This is a genomic window from Phocaeicola fibrisolvens (assembly GCF_025567125.1).
In the GTDB taxonomy this organism is placed as follows: Bacteria; Bacteroidota; Bacteroidia; order Bacteroidales; family Bacteroidaceae; genus Phocaeicola; species Phocaeicola fibrisolvens.
On the sequence record NZ_JAOQJI010000021.1, the window covers coordinates 47,133 to 65,636 of the forward strand.

13 protein-coding genes and 1 pseudogene are annotated in these 18,504 nt (G+C 43.9%); 1 reads left to right on the forward strand and 13 read right to left on the reverse strand.

Features of this window, described 5'->3' with window-relative positions; all coding sequences use genetic code 11:
• Positions 1-70 precede the first annotated feature (70 nt).
• The 13 genes from OCV81_RS10100 to OCV81_RS10160 form a co-directional block, all read right to left on the reverse strand.
• Positions 71-1,891 carry a RagB/SusD family nutrient uptake outer membrane protein gene (locus OCV81_RS10100; protein ID WP_262640314.1) on the reverse strand — a complete coding sequence of 607 codons (1,821 nt, stop codon included), beginning with the start codon at positions 1,889-1,891 and terminating at the stop codon, positions 71-73.
• Positions 1,892-1,915: 24 nt separating this feature from the next.
• Positions 1,916-5,005 carry a SusC/RagA family TonB-linked outer membrane protein gene (locus tag OCV81_RS10105; protein WP_262640315.1) on the reverse strand — a complete coding sequence of 1,030 codons (3,090 nt, stop codon included), beginning with the start codon at positions 5,003-5,005 and terminating at the stop codon, positions 1,916-1,918.
• Positions 5,006-5,665: 660 nt separating this feature from the next.
• A complete protein-coding gene (locus OCV81_RS10110; RefSeq protein WP_148329906.1) occupies positions 5,666-5,953 on the reverse strand; it encodes a winged helix-turn-helix domain-containing protein in 288 nt (95 codons plus the stop codon).
• A complete protein-coding gene (locus tag OCV81_RS10115) occupies positions 5,947-6,564 on the reverse strand; it encodes a hypothetical protein (RefSeq protein ID WP_022352921.1) in 618 nt (205 codons plus the stop codon). Before OCV81_RS10115 ends, OCV81_RS10110 begins: the two co-directional genes overlap by 7 nt.
• Before the next feature lie 135 nt (positions 6,565-6,699).
• Positions 6,700-6,921: a 2TM domain-containing protein gene (locus OCV81_RS10120; RefSeq protein WP_317259223.1), complete on the reverse strand. Its 222-nt coding sequence runs from the start codon at positions 6,919-6,921 to the stop codon at positions 6,700-6,702.
• Positions 6,922-7,127: 206 nt separating this feature from the next.
• Positions 7,128-8,513 (reverse strand): cytochrome-c peroxidase, encoded by a 1,386-nt coding sequence (locus tag OCV81_RS10125; protein ID WP_148329908.1) that lies wholly within the window; start codon positions 8,511-8,513, stop codon positions 7,128-7,130.
• Between the two features lie 47 nt (positions 8,514-8,560).
• Complete coding sequence (locus OCV81_RS10130) at positions 8,561-9,343, reverse strand: cytochrome c biogenesis protein (RefSeq protein ID WP_022352924.1); 783 nt, start codon at positions 9,341-9,343, stop codon at positions 8,561-8,563.
• 45 nt (positions 9,344-9,388) lie between these two features.
• Positions 9,389-10,276, reverse strand: coding sequence for a cytochrome c biogenesis protein ResB (locus OCV81_RS10135; protein WP_148329909.1), 888 nt, complete (start codon positions 10,274-10,276; stop codon positions 9,389-9,391).
• A gap of 117 nt (positions 10,277-10,393) precedes the next feature.
• The gene (gene fucP / locus OCV81_RS10140) at positions 10,394-11,707 is read right to left on the reverse strand and encodes an L-fucose:H+ symporter permease (protein ID WP_148329910.1); all 1,314 of its coding nucleotides are present in this window, start codon (positions 11,705-11,707) and stop codon (positions 10,394-10,396) included.
• Positions 11,708-11,748: 41 nt separating this feature from the next.
• Positions 11,749-13,092 carry a rhamnulokinase gene (locus tag OCV81_RS10145; protein WP_148329911.1) on the reverse strand — a complete coding sequence of 448 codons (1,344 nt, stop codon included), beginning with the start codon at positions 13,090-13,092 and terminating at the stop codon, positions 11,749-11,751.
• Positions 13,089-13,727, reverse strand: coding sequence for a class II aldolase/adducin family protein (locus OCV81_RS10150; RefSeq protein ID WP_072541918.1), 639 nt, complete (start codon positions 13,725-13,727; stop codon positions 13,089-13,091). Before OCV81_RS10150 ends, OCV81_RS10145 begins: the two co-directional genes overlap by 4 nt.
• A 71-nt stretch (positions 13,728-13,798) precedes the next feature.
• Positions 13,799-15,571 (reverse strand): L-fucose isomerase, encoded by a 1,773-nt coding sequence (fucI, locus tag OCV81_RS10155; protein WP_148329912.1) that lies wholly within the window; start codon positions 15,569-15,571, stop codon positions 13,799-13,801.
• A gap of 102 nt (positions 15,572-15,673) precedes the next feature.
• A complete protein-coding gene (locus OCV81_RS10160) occupies positions 15,674-16,660 on the reverse strand; it encodes a GntR family transcriptional regulator (protein WP_148329913.1) in 987 nt (328 codons plus the stop codon).
• Between the two features lie 231 nt (positions 16,661-16,891).
• On the opposite strand from OCV81_RS10160, the pseudogene OCV81_RS10165 reads away from it, so the two are divergent.
• Positions 16,892-18,415, forward strand: a pseudogene (locus OCV81_RS10165) (IS1182 family transposase); the annotation flags it as partial.
• Positions 18,416-18,504: the final 89 nt, after the last annotated feature.

Genomic DNA, 18,504 nt, shown 5'->3' on the forward strand with positions numbered 1-18,504 from the left:
ATAACAAAAAGATAAAAAAAGCTGCCCCAAACTACATGGAGCAGCTTTTTATATTCAACAAAAAATGAAATTAGTTAGCAGAATTACCATGCATATTCGTATTGGTAGAAAGTTCTGTTGAAGGTATTGGCACACGTAAATGACGAGAATAATCAAACGTCTGAGTACCGGTCAAGTTAGTCTGTTCAACCTGAAGGGCATTTTTATTCTTCAAGTTATTCAACATGATACTCTGATCCGGATCATTCGGATTATTGTACCATCTCATCAAGTTGAAGAATCTCCAGCCTTCCCAATACAACTCTACAGAATACTCATGTTTCAGAATTCGACGTACGGTATTCAATTCCATGCCTTCACAAATGACATTACCATTTGTTCCAACCACTCTACCTACAACCGGATGATCCTGCAACAGTTCATCGACAGTAGGCAATGTACCACCTTTCAAATAATCTTTACCAGCATCAGCCTCAGTCGTATTGAACGCTTCGGTATTGTTATTCGCACGATCACGCACCATCTGAATGTATTTTTTAGCTGTTGCCTCATCGTTGTCAGCTTCCAGACAGCACTCTGCATACATCAACAGAATATCCGAATAACGGATAAGACGGTCATTGATACCGCTCTGTTCCTTGCTTCTCACCTGATCAAGACTATACTTACGGCAGCCAAACCATTTTCCTCTCCATTCATCAAATGTATCGCCTGAGAACAAAGTCTCATAAGGAATCCAGTTACCAGACTTTCCTAAGAAATTACAACCGTCTGGAATATACATACCCAGATAAGCACGAGGATCAATAATATTGTCATTCTCATCACGTTCAAACTCATTGTACAGGGCCAAAGAAGGTTGTCCATTCCACCATCTGGCAGACTCAGTAGAGTTAGGTGCACTCATTTCCAATTCACGGATTGTATTTTGTCCGGTTACAACCCAGTCATTTAAGTCACCATTGGCTGCAGGGTTAAAACCGTCTGTTTCTACACTCTGACAGAATTGTACCTCAAACAACGATTCTGAATTGTTTTCATTATCTTCTGTGGCATTGTCACGATAATTATCCACCAATGAATATTTACCGGAATTAATAATCTGCCACAACACATCTTTAGCCAAGGCCCATTCTGCATCTCCCGCCTTTGCTGTACCATCCAATATCGGACGAGCCATATACGTCTTTGCCAAAAAGGCAAGTGCAGAACCTTTGGTGGCACGACCTTCATTCTCTGTTCCTTCGTATGACCAGTCGGTAAGCAACTCTGATGCATCCTGGAAGTCTTTTATCATACGTTTATAAATAGTACCTGGTTCAGCAGGAGCCAACATATAATCCCCTTCACCGGTAGTCACATAATCACGGTCAGGAATTTCATCTCCCCAGAAATACACCAGATAGAACCGGCTCAATCCACGCAAAAAGATGGCCTCTCCTTTTAACCGGTTATATAACTTCTTGTCATCTTCATTGTTCAAATCAAAAGCTCCATCCTGATTTGCTTCCAGTTTTTCAAGCGCTAAATTAGCCGCATACTGCAATACATACAAATCCTGATAACAAGTTGATACACTACCCAAGTCTGCGTTCACATTATACTGAGACAATCTCGCTGTTTCAGGTTCACCAGCAGCCGCTCCACTTGTAAACACATATTCATCACTACGTGCATTCAGCATGAATGGCATCCAACGAGCCCATCCACCAGCTCTTTGAAGAATGTTATACGCTCCATTTACCGCATAAGTCAAATGTTCTTTCGTATTATAATATGTAGCTTCGTTATCTGCTGAAGGATTATTAAAATCCATGTCAGGCTCACATGAACTCATTGTCATTAATAAAGAGCCCAAACAAATACCCATATATGTTTTAATATGTTTCATAAAATTCCAATATTTCATTATTACTTAAAATGTCAACTGCAAACCAGCAAAGAACTCACGATTTGCCCAATATGTATCTCCAGAGTAGTAATATGCTCCATCTACACCACGATTCAAAGTAGAACCATTATTGGGGACTTGCGGGTCAAACATAGAATATCCTGTAATAGTGAACGGATTCTTTACACCCAGATACAAACGTAAAGATTCAATGTGTGCTTTTGAAATCAATGCTTTGTCAAAAGTATATCCCAAGGTAATACGATTGCAACGGAAATAAGAACCATTTTCAATAAAATAATCAGATGCCATAGTATGATTACCATTCGGGTCATTCAGTACAGCACGGGGAACATCGGTATTCACATTGGCCGGCAATGTAATAGTCTCACCACCTGCAGTTGTAAAGGTTACATCTTCCGCACGGAAACGATTGTTCATATCTGCCATCTGATTCTTTGCAGCATAACCACCCATCAACTCTGTCTTCCAGTTATTATAAATCTGGTTTCCAAAGTCACCTTGCCACAACATTGAAAAATCAAATCCTTTATATTCTGCCGTAATATTCAAACCAAAAGAGCAATTCGGTAAAGAAGAACCGATAAATGTCTTATCGTCATCTGTAATTTGTCCGTCACCATTCAAATCCACGTATTTCAAATCTCCAGCTGCAGCAGAAGGTTGAAGACGTTCTCCCTTGCTATTTACATAGTTAGCGGCCTCTTCATCTGTACGGAACAAACCATCTGTCTTATATCCCCAGAATTGAGCTACCGGCTGTCCAACTACCGTCATTGTCACATTACCCGTACTACAAGCACCACCGGCAAGTGAAGCATTGTCACCCAAACTTGTTACTTCATTCCGATAAAGAGAGAAATTAGGAGAAATAGTCAATTTCACATCCCCAATCTGCTCACGATAAGTAGCTGAAAGTTCGATACCCCAGTTCTTCATGCTACCCACATTAGAATACATGGTATTGATATTACCTGTTGATTTAGGTAACTGTACGGCAAGCAACATATCGGTTGTCTTACGATTATAATAATCGAATACCAAGCTGAATTTATTATTAAACATATCAAGGTCAAAACCTACACCTGCATCTCTGGTTGTTTCCCATGATAAATCTGGATTAGCAAAATTTTCAATCAATGGGGCAGATGCATTAGAAGCAGTTCCCTCAGGATTAATCTGGTTAGGACCAAAAGTATAATATCTGTTGTCGGTTACCACTACTGACTGATAATCATACCGTCCAACCGCATTGGCACTACCAATCCAACCCAATGTGGCACGAAGTTTCAAGTTGTTCAACCAACTGGAAGTGGCATCTTTCATCCAAGATTCCTCGCTTACTCTCCAACCTACAGAGAATGATGGGAAATATCCCCAACGATTGCCTTTCTTGAACTTAGAAGATTCATCTGCACGGAAATTGGCGGTAATCATATATTTGCTGTTGTATGAATACATCACTCTGGCCAGATAAGAAAAATAAGCTTCGTTATACTGTGAACTCGTGATGTTCTGACTGTCCGGGAAACGACTTTCCGGACCAAAATCTGCATATTCATTGCTACGACCAGAAATACCCGTAGACCATCCGTCAAATTTTTCTGATACCACACCTAAAACTCCCGACAAAGTGTGTACGTCATTAAAGGTCTTATCGAAAGTCAACAAGTTTTCAATAATCTCATGTCCGCTTCCTCCTTTTGTTGTACTCTGTGAATTATATGACTGTCTTCCATTAGCGGTTCCAAGATCATGTTCCGGAATGAGAGTGGCATCATTGTTTCTGGCAAATGAATAGGTATAAGTCAAACGGTATTTCAACCAGTCAAAAATCTTTATTTCTCCAAAAATACTTCCCAATGCACTGATGGATCGATTGCGAAGCTTTTCATTTCTTAAGAACCAGATCTGGTTGACCAAGTCATTTCCGTCACGTCCATTGTTACCAGTCAAGAAGAAACTACCATCCTCATTATACACTGGAAGGTTGGAAGGAGTCTGTAAAGCATTCATCAAAGAGGCACCCGTAAATCCATTTGTTCTGCTATAATTGGCAAATATACGACCACCGTAAGTAAAACGCCCTACAGTTCCTTCTACATTGGCATAGATGTTATCCACTTTCACATCTTCCGTATGCATCTTATCATCATTGTCTGCATGTGTGGCACCAATACGATAGCTGGCATATTTACTACCTCCACTTACTGACAAGTCATATTTCTGATAGTTTGTATTGCTAAAATATTCATCCCACCAGTCTGTGCTACCAAGCGGACTACTTGGATTTGCCACACCTGCCGGAACTGTTTTATTCCATGTGCCATTGGCAATTGCATTCGCATCGGAGGAATTATAATAAAGTTCATTTACATAAACGGCATAGTCATAAGGATTCAACATGTCTACCTTACTTGTATTTGAACCAAAACCGGCATATGCATTAAAACTTACTTTCGGTTTTCCTTCAGCTCCCTTTTTCGTAGTGACTACAATTACACCATTTGCACCACGCACACCGTAGATAGCACACGAAGCCGCATCCTTCAACACCTGAATAGACTCAATTTCATTATCATTCGGAATGTTACCAGAGGCGTCAATGATACCATCTACTACCCACAACGGGTCTGTACTACCTGTAATAGAAGAAGTACCACGAATACGAATCTTACCACCTGATACATTCACACCTGCCGTACTACCCTGCAAGGCATCTGTAATTCCACCCGGAGACTTCAAAACTTCCTTTGGGCTCAAAGTGGCAATTGCTGAAGTCAAATCTTCTTTTTTCTGAGTACCATATCCTACTACTACGACATCATCCAGTAATTGCGTGTCTTCTTTCAACGTAACAGTCAAATCTGTTCTGCCAGCAACCGAAATTTCCTGACTTTTATATCCTACAAAAGATACCACAATCACCGAATTAGAAGGTACATTCAATGTAAATCCCCCTTCAAAATCTGTAATTGTACCATTAGTTGTACCTTTCTGAAGCACACTCGCTCCAATAACCGACTCCCCAGTTCCATCTTTAACGACTCCTTTTACGGTAATATTTTGGGACAAAGCCCATAAAGGAATCATACAAAACAATATGAGTAGCCATGTAAGGCGTAATCCAAAAAAGTTTTTCATCATAGTTGTATGTTTAATAGTTAATAAATTTCTCTCTTACCAAGTATGTCTCTTCATTTTTCTTTTTAATGTTTACATAAACATAAAATTCACTTTCAACAAAGAATTTTGTTTCATTACAATTTTCTTAAGAAGTCGATAGAAAATAAGAACAATTTTATAAGCCCTTTCTTCTATATTGACTGAAGCAGCAAAACAACTAAAAATAGGGAAAATATCCAGCTATACACTTTACTTCCCCGTCAGTATACTTCAAGGTATCATCCTCCATCATCCATTGTAGTGTCCATATGCATTTTCATTTAAGATTACACAATTACAAATCATTTAACACGCCACAAATGTAGTTCTTAATAAATGAAAGGAATTATACCATATTACAAACACGCATATTACATGTTACATCCAACTCACACGTGTAACATTTTCTTTATCCCATGATACATTCAGGCTATAAAACATAAAAAAGGGCTTTTCAAGACCCATAAACGCAAGTACGTTTTACTTAAAACGCAAGTGCATTTAAAACAAAACGCAAGTGCGTTTTCGAGCAAACGTACTTGCGTTTTTCACGAGGACTCATATCTCCTCCAATGTATTCAAAAATCCTCAAAATCCAGGGAAATATCCTCTCAGTGCTTCCACATATTCTGCCATGGCCTCCCTGCCTTTTGCGGTCATCCGGCAAACGGTACGAGGTTTCTTGCCCGCAAAACTCTTCTCAATCTCGATGTAGCCGGCCTCATTCAGTTTGTCGAGCTGAACACTGAGATTACCCGCCGTTGCCTGGGTCTGCTCTTTCAGGTATACGAACTCGGCTTCCTCCACCGACAAAAGAATGGACATCACCGCCAGCCGCAACTGGGAATGGAGCAACGGATTTAATTCCTTCAACATACCTGACGGGCTTTACGGTTCAAATAATGGCCGGGCAAAACCATCATCACCAGAAACGACAATCCGAAATACAGATTCCAGTCGACCGTGGAAGACTGGTGGATGGTGTAGGCCATCAGCATATAGATGGCAAAGCAGAAAGCCACCAGCGGACACCACGTCACCAGACGGCTGCGGATAACCACACCGGTAATGGAAACACCGATGCCGCAATAAAGCAAGGAAAGAGGAAGCATCAGTGAAAAATCCACTCTTCCATAATAAAAGGTCAGCAAGCACATGATAAGCACCGTCAGCACAAACAGACTTCCTATCACTTTCCAGACCTGCGTAATGGCACGGTCTGTATAAGTAATCACCTCCGCGACCTGCCGACGCTGTTCCCAAAGCATGAAGCCCCAGAACAAAAACATAGTGAACCAACCAAAATTCCAGCGGGAATCACCCGTGTAGTACACCAACAAAAACAACAATACTGAAAGGGCGGTAGTAAAATAGCCCCAGTAAAGAAACTGGTTGCCACTGCCCACTTCCAGATTTTTCCGTGTGGAATGAATCATCTGTGAAATCAGTTCCAGACTTTCCCGTTCTGATAATCTCTTTTCTTCCATAAGGCACTCATTTGTTTTTAGTTTTTCAAAAATAATGTAGTTTATCAAATAAACCAAATTTTCACTTAAATTCTCGGGCCACCATACCAGTGACAAAACTTCTCAATAACAAGCATAAACTCCACAAACGTTTCATTATTTTTCCTCCTTATCCGTGTAATACCATGAAATGATTTCCATGGAAAGACTCAGGCCCCAGCCCAAGGCCACCCATCCTACCCACCAGCAGTGCGGGGAGGTTGCATAATTCAACACTGCCAGGAAAAGATTCATCACCACATATCGCATAATTTTTAGCTTTAAATGTGCAGGCCACCGGCGACAACACCGCCCCCATTTTTTAATCGTTTCCATCATTCCTCCTTTTGATTAAACAAAACAGTTTATATTATAAACCATAAATTGATAAATAAAAGCAAGGAGGCGCGCTTCTCTCTTGCTTTCACTGCAAATATAAATAAGTTTATTTTATAAACCAAACAAAAGCGGAAAAAATAAATAAAAAAACCGTTCCAGCTTGAATGACTGAAACGGTTCTTATTATATAATAGGTATACTCTTATTTATTTCTGCAAATTCACATTCGTCAACAATTTACCTTGATACTCACCCGTCAGCGTCTGCAAGAAAGCAACAATCTGCTTCACTTCCTGCTGCGACAAATCTACACCGACTTCATATTTTCCCATGGCTCTGACAGCATCTTCCAGTGTAGCCTGAGTGGCGTCATGGAAATAAGGCGCAGTCAGTGCCACATTGCGTAAGCCGGGCACTTTGAAGCGGTAACGGTCTCTTTCGTTCTTTGTTTCCTTGAAACGACCGTTGTCTTCCACGGTCAGTTCCGTACCACGGTCGGCAAAATAGTCCTGCTTGATACCCATCAGTTCATACGACTGTCCGCCCATGTTCTCGCCTACATGGCAAGTGGCGCAATTGTATTTCTTGAACAAATCATATCCGGCCAGTTCTTCGGTTGTCAACGCTGCCATATCCCCTTTCAGGTATTTGTCGAAACGCGAATTCGGCGTGAGCAGAGTTTTTTCAAACTCCTGAATGGCATTCGTGATGTTGGCTTCGTTAATGCCGTCGGGATATACTTCCGTAAATGCCTTGCTGAATGCCGCATCTGCTTTAAGCTTATCACAGATTTCATCGAACGACTTGCAAGCCATTTCTACCGGGTTCAAAGGAGGTCCAGCTGCCTGGTCGGCCAATGTAGCGGCACGTCCGTCCCAGAACTGCACAAAATTATACAACGCATTGAAGACCGTCGGTGCGTTCACACCTCCATGCTGTCCGCCTACACCTTCCGAAAACGGCTTGTTGTCTACTCCACCCGTATTCAATCCGTGACAAGAGGAGCATGACACGGTATTGTCGGCCGACAAACGTACGTCGTGGAACAGCAGGTTACCCAATATCACCTTACGCATATCCACCGGCACGGAATCCTGCACCGGACGAATTGCCTCATTCGTCCATTGCTTGTCAGCCAACGGATTGGGGTAGAAAGTTTCACGTTGAGATTTGACCCACGCAAGCGCCATCTGTGTTTCGGTATCGGTCAATGAAGAACCCCAGTGAACGAGGTAATACTTAGCCAACGGCATCATACCATCGGCAATCACTTTCTCCACTTTGGCCAAGTCCACTTCATTGATCTTTTCGCCCTTCTTCAATGCCCCTACCATCGGAGTCATGTCGAAAGAACGATAGCCCAAACGCACATCTTCTTTCACCAATTTGCCTGCTACCGGAAATTCAGCATAGAAAGGCAACTTCGGATCGGCTGAATGGCAAGCCATACAACCGCTGCTTTCAATGATTTCTTCCATTTGCGCATTACTTTCCAAACTGGCTGAAGGTGCTTTATTCACCAACCGGTAGACCACACAAAGCACGATGGCCACCACCAGCACGGAAAGAATAATCTTCGAACTTTTTTTCATAAAAGAATGAATTTAAAATTAAACAAACAGTATATATAAAAATAACACTATGAACGAGAATACAGATGTACACTTTGCCGAGCCGCTGGAAGGTAGTTTACTCCATACCAGCACATCTGAAGCGACAGAAAAGAAACAATTAATATCCAGTACAGCATGCGGGAAGCATTCCTACGGAACAGTCGGAGGTGTACATACAACAAATAGCCCGTCCACGTCACTGCGGCCCAGGTCTCTTTCGGATCCCAGCTCCAATAATGTCCCCAGGCTGCCTTGGCCCAGATAGCCCCTGTAAGCATGCCGACGGTAAGAAAAGCCAACCCTGCATAAACCAGTTTGTCGGCTGCTTCAAGATAGTTCGCACGATGCTTAAAGAGTCCCATGCACGACAAGATAAAGGCGCATCCCAGCACAGAGTAAGAAAACATGTAAATTGTGACATGGGGAATGAACCACGGACTCTGCAAGGCAGGCATGAGAGACTGGTCATGAATTTCGGGTTTCAGAATATTGATAAGAGCAAATACCGCACCTACCACCGTAGAAAAGGACAATATCCAAGGATATTTCCAGCGGATATAGGTCAGCAGTCCGGAAACTCCCATAAAAAAGGAATACCACAACCGGGTCTCACCCATGGTGCGCAAAGGAGGACGCTGCAAGTATATCCAGAAACCGGCAATAAACACCCCAAAGACCAGGATGCCCGACAATGTCAGCAGGATGGCCCACCGGTTACGCTCTCTGGAAAACAACGCAACACCTGCCCCGCTACCCCATAAGGCTATGGCCGAAAGGGCAAACCAATGAAAATTATTCCACGTAATCATGTATGCAAAGTATTCGTTTTAATAAAGTCTAGTCATCAATATTTCTTAATATGAAGTCATTCTCCGCCTGTCGGGCCCAGCCAGAAACAGTAGGACACTTCCGCACAACATCATCACGATGCCCAGCCACATGAGGTGTTTCAAGGGCTCACGCACAATCTGGACCACACAATACCGAGGTTGCGGTGACTGCACATCATAAGACGTCAGATAATAATCTTCGGCCCAGTTTGCCGCATAAGGATGATTTACCTCCAGATGAACGGGCTGTCCGTCTATCGAAACCTCTGCAAAAAAACGACGCGGACTTCCATTGGGATAATGCTCCACGGTGAAATCAGTAAGCTGTAATGCTTTTGGCAGATAAACCTTGGTTCCTTGTTCCGAATAGGCCTCATTGCTAGGGGAATCCCGAAACACCGGGATACGCAGCGTCTGTTCTTCAGCGCTTCCTATCACTCCGGCAAAAAGGGCCAGCCACAATCCGGCATGGTTGAGTACAAAACGCCACCGGTTACGTCCCGGAAGAAATCCTCTCTTCAAGGTAATCATTCCCAAATGGGTGAGCAAAGCGAATAGGCCTGTCACAAAAATCCAGGAAGACATGAAATTGTAGCATCCCAGGCGGGAAAAGATACCCGATTTCTCCGCAGTTTCCTGGGCTGAAAGCTGAGGAAACAAACCGATAACCAGACAACCGGCCAAAAACCAGCCTAATGTCCAGTAAGTACATTGAGGAGAAATCCATAACCTAACGGTTTGGGAGGAACGCTTCTCCTTATACATATATACCATTCCTCCTATCCAAAGCAAGGCTAGGAGAACATCCAACGGAAAAGCGAAAAAGGCAAATGGAAAATTGCCAAAAACACATTGCACTACGATGGAAAGCAGCAACAATGCAATGAATAGTAAGTTAGTCTTTAAGTTCATTCATCATAGGTTGGTGAAATATCTGCAAAGATAAGAACTTAATTGAACATTACAACAAGTTTGTAAATAGAACAAAACCATTTTCCGTTAAAATTTGGAAGATGGGGTTGTTTACTCTTATTTTTCCCGGCGCATCCGGTGGCCATAGACAATAATGACCAGAAAACAAATTAGCGGAAGTACGAACGACACATTTACAGCCGGCATACCCAGCAGGGTCTTGCAATCTATCAGAGAAGCCTGCAAGGGAGGCAGCACCGAACCTCCAAGAATGGCCATAATCAATCCGGCGGCACCGAACTTCGCATCGTCGCCCATTCCTTTCAAGGCAATACCATAGATGGTGGGAAACATCAGTGACATACAGGCAGAAACTCCCACCAGACAATATATGCCATAGATGTTCTGCAAGAATATCACACCGAGCACACACAGGGAAGCTGCAATGGCAAGCACTTTCAATAATTGGCCCGGATTGACATATTTCAACATCAAGGTACAAACAAAACGGCTGATACAGAAAATGACCATGGCGATAATGTTGTATTTCTGTGACAAAACTTCAGCCGCCTGCTCTTCCATGCCTTGTGACATAAACAAACGGGTGCCATACTGAATGATGAAAGTCCAGCACATAATCTGCGCTCCGACATAAAAGAACTGCGCCACCACCCCATAACGGTATCGCTTCACGGCATACAAGCGTTTCAGGGTAGGAATAAAGTTGATGGCATGAGACTGGTCGGCATTTTTAGGCATCTTTGTCAAACGAATGACCAGCAGCATAATCAATATCACCACACCAATGGCCAGATAAGGAGTGATGAGAATACTCAAGTCCGAATCGCGGATAGCCTCAAATTCGGTCTGGCTGAGCTGGGCACGCTCGGCGGTATCCAGCGGATGGAGCTGATTCTGGATGAAATTCATGGCGACAAACATTCCCATCAAGGAACCTATGGGATTGAATGCCTGTGCCAGATTCAGGCGGCGGGTAGCGGTTTCTTCTGTTCCCATCGACAGAATATAAGGATTGCAACTGGTTTCCAAGAAAGACAGTCCGCATGTCATAATGAAATAAGCCAGCAAAAAGGGATAATAGTTTCCGGTTAACTTGGCTGGGAAAAAAGACAGGGCTCCCAAGGCATACAGTCCCAGGCCCAACATAACGCCTGCCTTGTAGGAATACTTGCGGATAAACATCGCAGCCGGAAAAGCCATGGCAAAGTATCCGCCGTAAAATGCGACTTGCACCAAGGTTCCGTCGGTCACGCTCATCCTGAATATTTTGGAGAAAGCCTTGACCATGGGATTGGTAATGTCATTGGCAAATCCCCACAAGGCAAAACAAAAAGTAATCAGAATAAAGGGAATCAGAAAATTCACCCCATCCTTTTTCAATATGGATTGGTTATTTGATGTTTTATTCATGGTATCAGATTTTTAATAAGGACAGTAGATTTTTTATCCTGTCACTTGATTTGTTGCATGATATTTCCGATGGCAGTGGCCTCAACCGGTCCTTCTACTACGGGAATTCCAATGGCTTCTTCTGTCAGCCGATTCAGATATTTGTTCTGGCTTCCTCCGCCTATAACATACAGTTTTGCAACGGGTTCCGGCAAAAGACGGTTCAGGGCCTCCAAGCCCGTTTTATAACGCAAGGCCAGCGAACGAAGCACACATTTCACAAATTCTCCCTGAGTGACAGGCGGTTTCTGCCCCTGAGTCACACAATAAGCGGCAATCGCATCTGCCATACGTACCGGACACTGGAAAACTGCCTCATCCACATCAATCAACGCCTCGGTTTCCGCACATTCCGCAGCCGGAAACAAGGTAGTATAGGCCACATCCTTTCCCTCGTCTTTCCATTCCTGCATCAGTTTCTGCAGAATCCACAATCCGGTGATGTTCTGCAAAAAACAAATCTGTCCTTCTCTCCCTCCTTCATTGGTGAATCCAGCCAAACGGGCTTCTTCTGTCAAAATCGGTTCAGGGTTCATGACTCCCAGCAAAGACCAGGTGCCTGAACTCAAAAAAGCCACTTTCTTTCCATCCACAGACGAAGGAACCACACTGGCTGCACTAGCGGTGTCATGCGAAGCCACCGCTATCACTTCCACTTCATAGTCTATTCCTATCTGTTCCTTGATTTCCTGCTTCAGGAATCCACGTGAAGTACCCGGCATGACAATTTCTCCAAAAAGATGCGTCGGAAGTCCCAATTCACGAATCAGTTTGAAATTCCAGGTGCGTGCCTTGGCATCCAGCAGCTCGGAAGTAGAAGCAATACTATATTCATTGTTGGCGACTCCTGTCAGATAATAGCTGAACAAATCGGGCATGAACAACAATTTGTCGGCGACCTTCAACAATGCATTGTTTTCCTTTTGCATGGCATATAGTTGAAACAGCGTATTGATTGCCATGACCTGTGTACCCGATTCCATATAATGTGCCGCTACATTCACCTTCGAAAAGAACTCCTCGGGCATACCCTCCGTACGGCTGTCGCGATAACAGACTGGATTCCCCAGTAAATTTCCCTGTGCATCAATCAAACCGAAATCCACGCCCCAAGTATCTATTCCAATACTTTTCAGAAAATATCCCTTTTCTACCGCCATACGGATACCGACCTTCATCTCTTCAAACAAAGAAAGAAAATCCCAATAAATATGTCCTCCCATCCGCACCTGACGATTGGAAAAACGATGTACCGTATCCAGCTGAAGTCCGTCACCGGAAAGGTAGCCGGCAATTACTCTGCCGCTACCTCCTCCAAAATCTATCGCTAAATATGCTTCTTTCATTTCGTCTTTTTTCCTAAAATATATGTGTCGAGGTCATCAATCTCTTCCGCCGTCAACGTCTTGTATTTACCTCCGGAAAGCACAATGATACGGCACGCCATTTCAAAAAACATCGCTCTTTCGAAAGCCTGGTCAAAGTCTTTTCCGCAAACCACCTGCCCATGCTTCTGAAGCAATACGGAATTATGCGACTTCATGGCTGCAATCACAGCCTCAGCCAATTCTTTGGAACCCGGACGGAAATACGGAATGACTGGAATCTCTGCTCCCACATGGCAAGGCACTTCTGCTGTCACATTAAAATCTTTGGGGGTATTTTCCATGCACGACACCACAGTAGCATAGGGTGACTGGAAATGAAGCACCACATTTACATCGGGACGCTCTCTCAACACTCCCAAATGAAAAACACTTTCCATGGAGGGTTTTACTCCATTCAACACCTCTCCGTTTTCCAGCCGGCAAACTGCCACTTTATCTTTTGTCAGGGAAGGAACCCACGAACCTGTGCCAGACACCAGCACTTCATCGCCCACACGCCATGAAAGATTACCACTGCTGCACACGGTCAATCCGGCATCACCTACCCGATGAGCCTGCTTCAAAAATTCTTCAATCTGTTCGTTTGTAATCATAATCTTATCAAGAATGGATATATAGCCGGAACAAACGGGTTCTCCCATCCGTTCCGGCAAAATTAAATGAGTTATTTATAAATAGGACCGTAATTCTGACATGCCCGGTAATCAGCTCCTTCTTTATCCATACCAAATGCATTCCATGCGGCGGGACGGAAAATCTTGTCATCTTCCACATTGTGCATGCAAACCGGAATACGCAGAATAGAAGCCAGTGTAATCAAATCCTGACCAATGTGTCCGTAACTGATGGCTCCATGGTTCGCTCCCCAATTATTCATGACAGAATAAACATCCTTGAAAGCCGGTTTGTCGCACAAGCGGGGTACAAACCAAGTAGTCGGCCATGTACGGTCGGTACGCTCATCCAGCAGCTTATGGATTTCCGGGTCGATTTCCACTGTCCATCCTTCTGCTATCTGGAGAACCGGGCCCAGTCCTTTAATCAGGTTCAAACGGCTCATGGTGACAGGCATACCTCCCTTTGACAAGAAGTTAGAAGAGAAACCACCGCCACGGAAATAGTCTCTGTTGGCCGGATACCAGGTAGTTGCTTCCAAGCATTTTTCCACTTCGCTCTCCGTAATTTCCCAAGACGGCTTCATCGCCGGATTGCCATTGGCATCGGTCTGCTGTCCTGTACCATCCAATGTGGTAGCTCCGGAATTAATCAAATGAATAATACCATTCTGTGCCAGTCCGGTCAGTTCCTTACCTGTCACACGTTTCACGGCTTCCGGACTCCAGTAGGTACGTACATCAGAGAAAATCTGTGCACGGTTGGTCAACAAATGGCCGAAGAGCATGGCTACTCCATTGCAAGCATCATTTTCTGTTGCTACCACGTAAGCCTCACGAATGCCGTTCCAATCAAAAGACGTATTCAGCAATGCTTCCGAGAAATCCCCATTGGGATAAAAGTCTGTCCACTGGCGCTGGCCCTGGAAACCGGCTGCAATGGCATTGTGTCCCAATGACTCTTCCTTGAATCCCAGTTCCTTGAGTTTCGGATTTCCAGTCATCAAATCGCGCATGATAATCGTCATTTTCACGATAAACTCCCAGTCGGCATCTTTTTCAGCACGTGTCTTGACCTTTGCTTCCACGTTGAAATCCTTTCCTTCATTCTTTTTACAATACTTTTCAGTCCATGCCATCGCCTTGGCATATTCCTCCTTATCGTAAATTCCTTCGGTCATACGGCGGATAATCTCGGTCAAATCCACTGATTCACAACGCATACCCAGATATTCCTGGAAGAAATCCGGATTGACAATCGAACCGGCAATACCCATGGACACGCTACCCATCGAAAGATAGGATTTCCCTCTCATGGTTGCCACTGCCTGAGCCGCACGGGCAAAGCGCAGAATCTTTTCGGCTACATCAGCCGAAATCGTATTGTCTTCTATATCTTGTACATCATGACCGTAAATGCCAAATGCCGGCAGTCCTTTCTGTGCATGTCCAGCCAACACCGCTGCCAAATACACCGCTCCCGGTCTTTCCGTTCCATTGAATCCCCACACAGCCTTCGGATAGTAAGGATTCATATCCATTGTTTCAGCCCCGTAACACCAGCAGGAAGTGACCGTGATGGTAGCTCCTACACCTTCACGTTCAAATTTTTCGGCACAAGCTGCACTTTCAGCTACTCGCCCGATGGTAGAATCTGCAATTACACATTCCACGGGACTTCCATCTCCGTTTTTCAGATTGGAAGAAATCAATTCGGCTACGGCTTTAGCCAGATTCATAGTCTTTTCTTCAAGGCTTTCACGAACGCCACCCTGACGTCCGTCGATGGTGGGACGAATCCCAATTTTCGGATAATTTTTCATTGATTAGATTTTTTACAATGTTCTACATCTGTTTTATCTATCTCATTTATCTATGCTGAACTGTGCTGAAATCAACATACGAGAATCTCTCTTTTATTCCTTTCAAACGGAATGGCGAAGATGTACTTCTGTGGGAAGGAATTCCTGTATGCCTTCACCCGTTAAAATAAAATTTGCTGCTTTCTGCCCCATTTCCTCCCAGTCAATACTAAGTGCCGTAATCCCCTCGTCTATCACCTCATAGGCAGGCGTATCATTATAGGCAATCAAGCCAAAATCAACTCCACATTTCAATCCTCTCTCCCTACTCCGTTTAACCACATTCACCACATCTGTTTGCCGGATAACGATATACACCATCCCTTTTTCTACTTTCTGAATCTCTTCATCATGCATCACCTCTGCCAAAAAATGATTGTCGCGGCAGTAAGCTTCAAAACTCTGTATGGAAGAATGAGGATGCTTAGATTCTTGAGGAAGCTGGAACACGATTTTACGGTAGCGCTTCAACCGTGCGGACAATTCTGACAGTGCTTTATAAAATGCTTCATCAAAATTCTGGCAAATGTAAGAATGGCTTCCTTTCTCAAACTTGCCAAAGTCGAGCAATAAGAGTCTGGAAGAAGGGATTTTATCGAATAAAGGAGAAAACCTTTCATTGTCAAAATTCATGACTACATAATAATTATATCTCCCAATGGCTTCCCGCAAGATAGTATTAAATATATGTTCATTATACTGATGAAACCAAAGATCTACTTTATATAAAACTGAAAGCTTCCTGACAAAACTATTGTATAAGGTATTCTTAAAGGGAGAATATTCATCCAGCAACAGAAATATTTTCTCTTGCCGGTTTATGACGTAATATCCCTTGCCGGGGGTAGAATCAATCAACCGCCTTTCACGCAGGTCGGCAAAAGCCTTAAATACCGTATCACGTGACACATGGTAGGTTCTGCTCAACGCATTGATAGAAGGCAAGCTCGTATCCGTCCGATACTTTCCCATCAAAATGTCCCGTTCAATGAGATCCGACAGTTGTTTTACCTTCGTGGACTGTTGCCCAAATTGTATATTCTTATCCATATCAATGTATTATCTGTGCTGAACCATGCTGACACAAAGGAAAAGATTTTATGTAAGACCGCAAAAGAATGCTTTATGTTTAAAAACAGATGAAGGGAAATACAGAAAATAAAAAAAGAGGGTGTGTCAAAAAGCACACCTTCTTTTTTACGCACAAAGCCCCGACTTTCCCAAGCCGGGGCTTTGTTATTACCTAAAGATTTTGTATCTTTAGGCATAATAATTTCCACTATGGCAAAGATACATTTTCGTCCTTACAATTCCAACCAGACAGTGCTTTTTCCTCAAAGAATAGATGAGGATATTGCAGAAAACGATCCGGTGCGTATGGTTAACGCTCTGGTTGAAAGCCTGAACCTTGAAAGTTTCAGGAAGTTATACAAGGAATGCGGGCGCAGCCCTTACCATCCAAGGATGATGCTCAAGGTCATTCTGTATGCCTACATGAACAACGTCTACTCCTGCCGGAAAATAGAAAGCCTCCTTCACCGTGACATTCATTATATTTGGCTGGCCGGATACGAGAAACCGGACTTCATTACCATCAACCGTTTCCGCAACCGGGTGAAGAAGGAAATCAACGAAGTGTTCACCCAGGTCGTACTTCTGCTCTCTTCCAGGGGCTTCATCAGCCTGAACGTGGAATACATCGACGGGACAAAGATTGAATCCAAGGCCAACAGGTACACGTTCGTCTGGAGAAAAACGGTTGAGCGGAACCGTGAACGCCTGATGAAGAAGATCCACGTCCTGTTGGAACAGATAGACGATGCCATCGCCCGGGAGAACTCATCGGAAAGCGATGAGGAAATAGCGTTCACTCCGGCCATGCTGACCGAAATGGCGGGAGAATTGCGCAGTGCGCTTGAGCAGGTTCCCGAACCTTCCACCAAAGAGGAAAAGGCTGCGCTGAAAAAGACACGCAGGCAGCTGAAAGAACTGGAAGGCCACAGGGACAAGCTGCAGGAATACGGCAATCATCTGAAGACCCTGCAAGAGCGGAACTCCTATTCAAAGACCGACAAGGACGCCACTTTTATGAGGATGAAGGAGGATGCCATGCGCAACGGTCAGACGAAGCCCGGCTACAACCTTCAGATCGGTACCGAGAACCAGTTCATTACCGATTTTGCACTCTTCCCCAATCCTACGGATACACTGACCATGATACCTTTCCTGCAGTCCTTCTCAAACAGATATGGCAGACCAGCCCGTACGGTGGTCGCTGATTCAGGGTACGGCTCTGAGGAGAATTACCGCTTCATGGAAGAAAACAGCATGGAAGCCTACGTCAAATACAGCCGCTTTCACATGGAACAGCGGCCAAGATTCAATCCGGACCCGTTCAAGTCAGAAAACTTCTACTACAATGAAGAGCATGACTTCTGCATCTGCCCCATGGGACAAAAGATGCGGAGGATAGGGACCAAACGCGTGAAAACCGCATCCGGATATGTCAGCGAGAATGCCAGGTACAGAGCTGTCAGATGTGAGGGTTGCCCGCTAAGATGCCGATGCTTTAAAGCAAAGGGGAACAGGACGATTGAACTGAATCACAGGCTCAGGATATACCGGCAAAAAGCCAAAGAGCTGCTCTGCTCCGGGGAAGGTCTGAAACACAGGGGACAGAGATGTATAGAACCGGAAGCTGTGTTCGGACAAATGAAAAACAATATGAACTACAAGCGTTTCCGCCATTTTGGGATGGACAAGGTCTTCATGGACTTTTCCTTCTTTGCCATTGCCTTCAATATAACCTCAAATCCGCAACTACGCGCCTATATGATACAGAAGCGAAAATAATCTGCATCGTTAGTAAAAAGGGGGCACAGTGCATCGAATGT

Coding starts and splice junctions, on each gene's coding strand:
- OCV81_RS10120 (WP_317259223.1), bottom strand. CDS start 6,921: ATGATGGAAACGATTAAAAAATGGGGGCGGTGTTGTCGCCGGTGGCCT.
- fucP (WP_148329910.1), bottom strand. CDS start 11,707: ATGAATAAAACATCAAATAACCAATCCATATTGAAAAAGGATGGGGTG.
- OCV81_RS10105 (WP_262640315.1), bottom strand. CDS start 5,005: ATGATTCCTTTATGGGCTTTGTCCCAAAATATTACCGTAAAAGGAGTC.
- OCV81_RS10160 (WP_148329913.1), bottom strand. CDS start 16,660: ATGGATAAGAATATACAATTTGGGCAACAGTCCACGAAGGTAAAACAA.
- OCV81_RS10150 (WP_072541918.1), bottom strand. CDS start 13,727: ATGATTACAAACGAACAGATTGAAGAATTTTTGAAGCAGGCTCATCGG.
- OCV81_RS10135 (WP_148329909.1), bottom strand. CDS start 10,276: ATGAACTTAAAGACTAACTTACTATTCATTGCATTGTTGCTGCTTTCC.
- OCV81_RS10100 (WP_262640314.1), bottom strand. CDS start 1,891: ATGAAACATATTAAAACATATATGGGTATTTGTTTGGGCTCTTTATTA.
- OCV81_RS10115 (WP_022352921.1), bottom strand. CDS start 6,564: ATGGAAGAAAAGAGATTATCAGAACGGGAAAGTCTGGAACTGATTTCA.
- OCV81_RS10110 (WP_148329906.1), bottom strand. CDS start 5,953: ATGTTGAAGGAATTAAATCCGTTGCTCCATTCCCAGTTGCGGCTGGCG.
- OCV81_RS10125 (WP_148329908.1), bottom strand. CDS start 8,513: ATGAAAAAAAGTTCGAAGATTATTCTTTCCGTGCTGGTGGTGGCCATC.
- OCV81_RS10145 (WP_148329911.1), bottom strand. CDS start 13,092: ATGAAAGAAGCATATTTAGCGATAGATTTTGGAGGAGGTAGCGGCAGA.
- OCV81_RS10130 (WP_022352924.1), bottom strand. CDS start 9,343: ATGATTACGTGGAATAATTTTCATTGGTTTGCCCTTTCGGCCATAGCC.
- fucI (WP_148329912.1), bottom strand. CDS start 15,571: ATGAAAAATTATCCGAAAATTGGGATTCGTCCCACCATCGACGGACGT.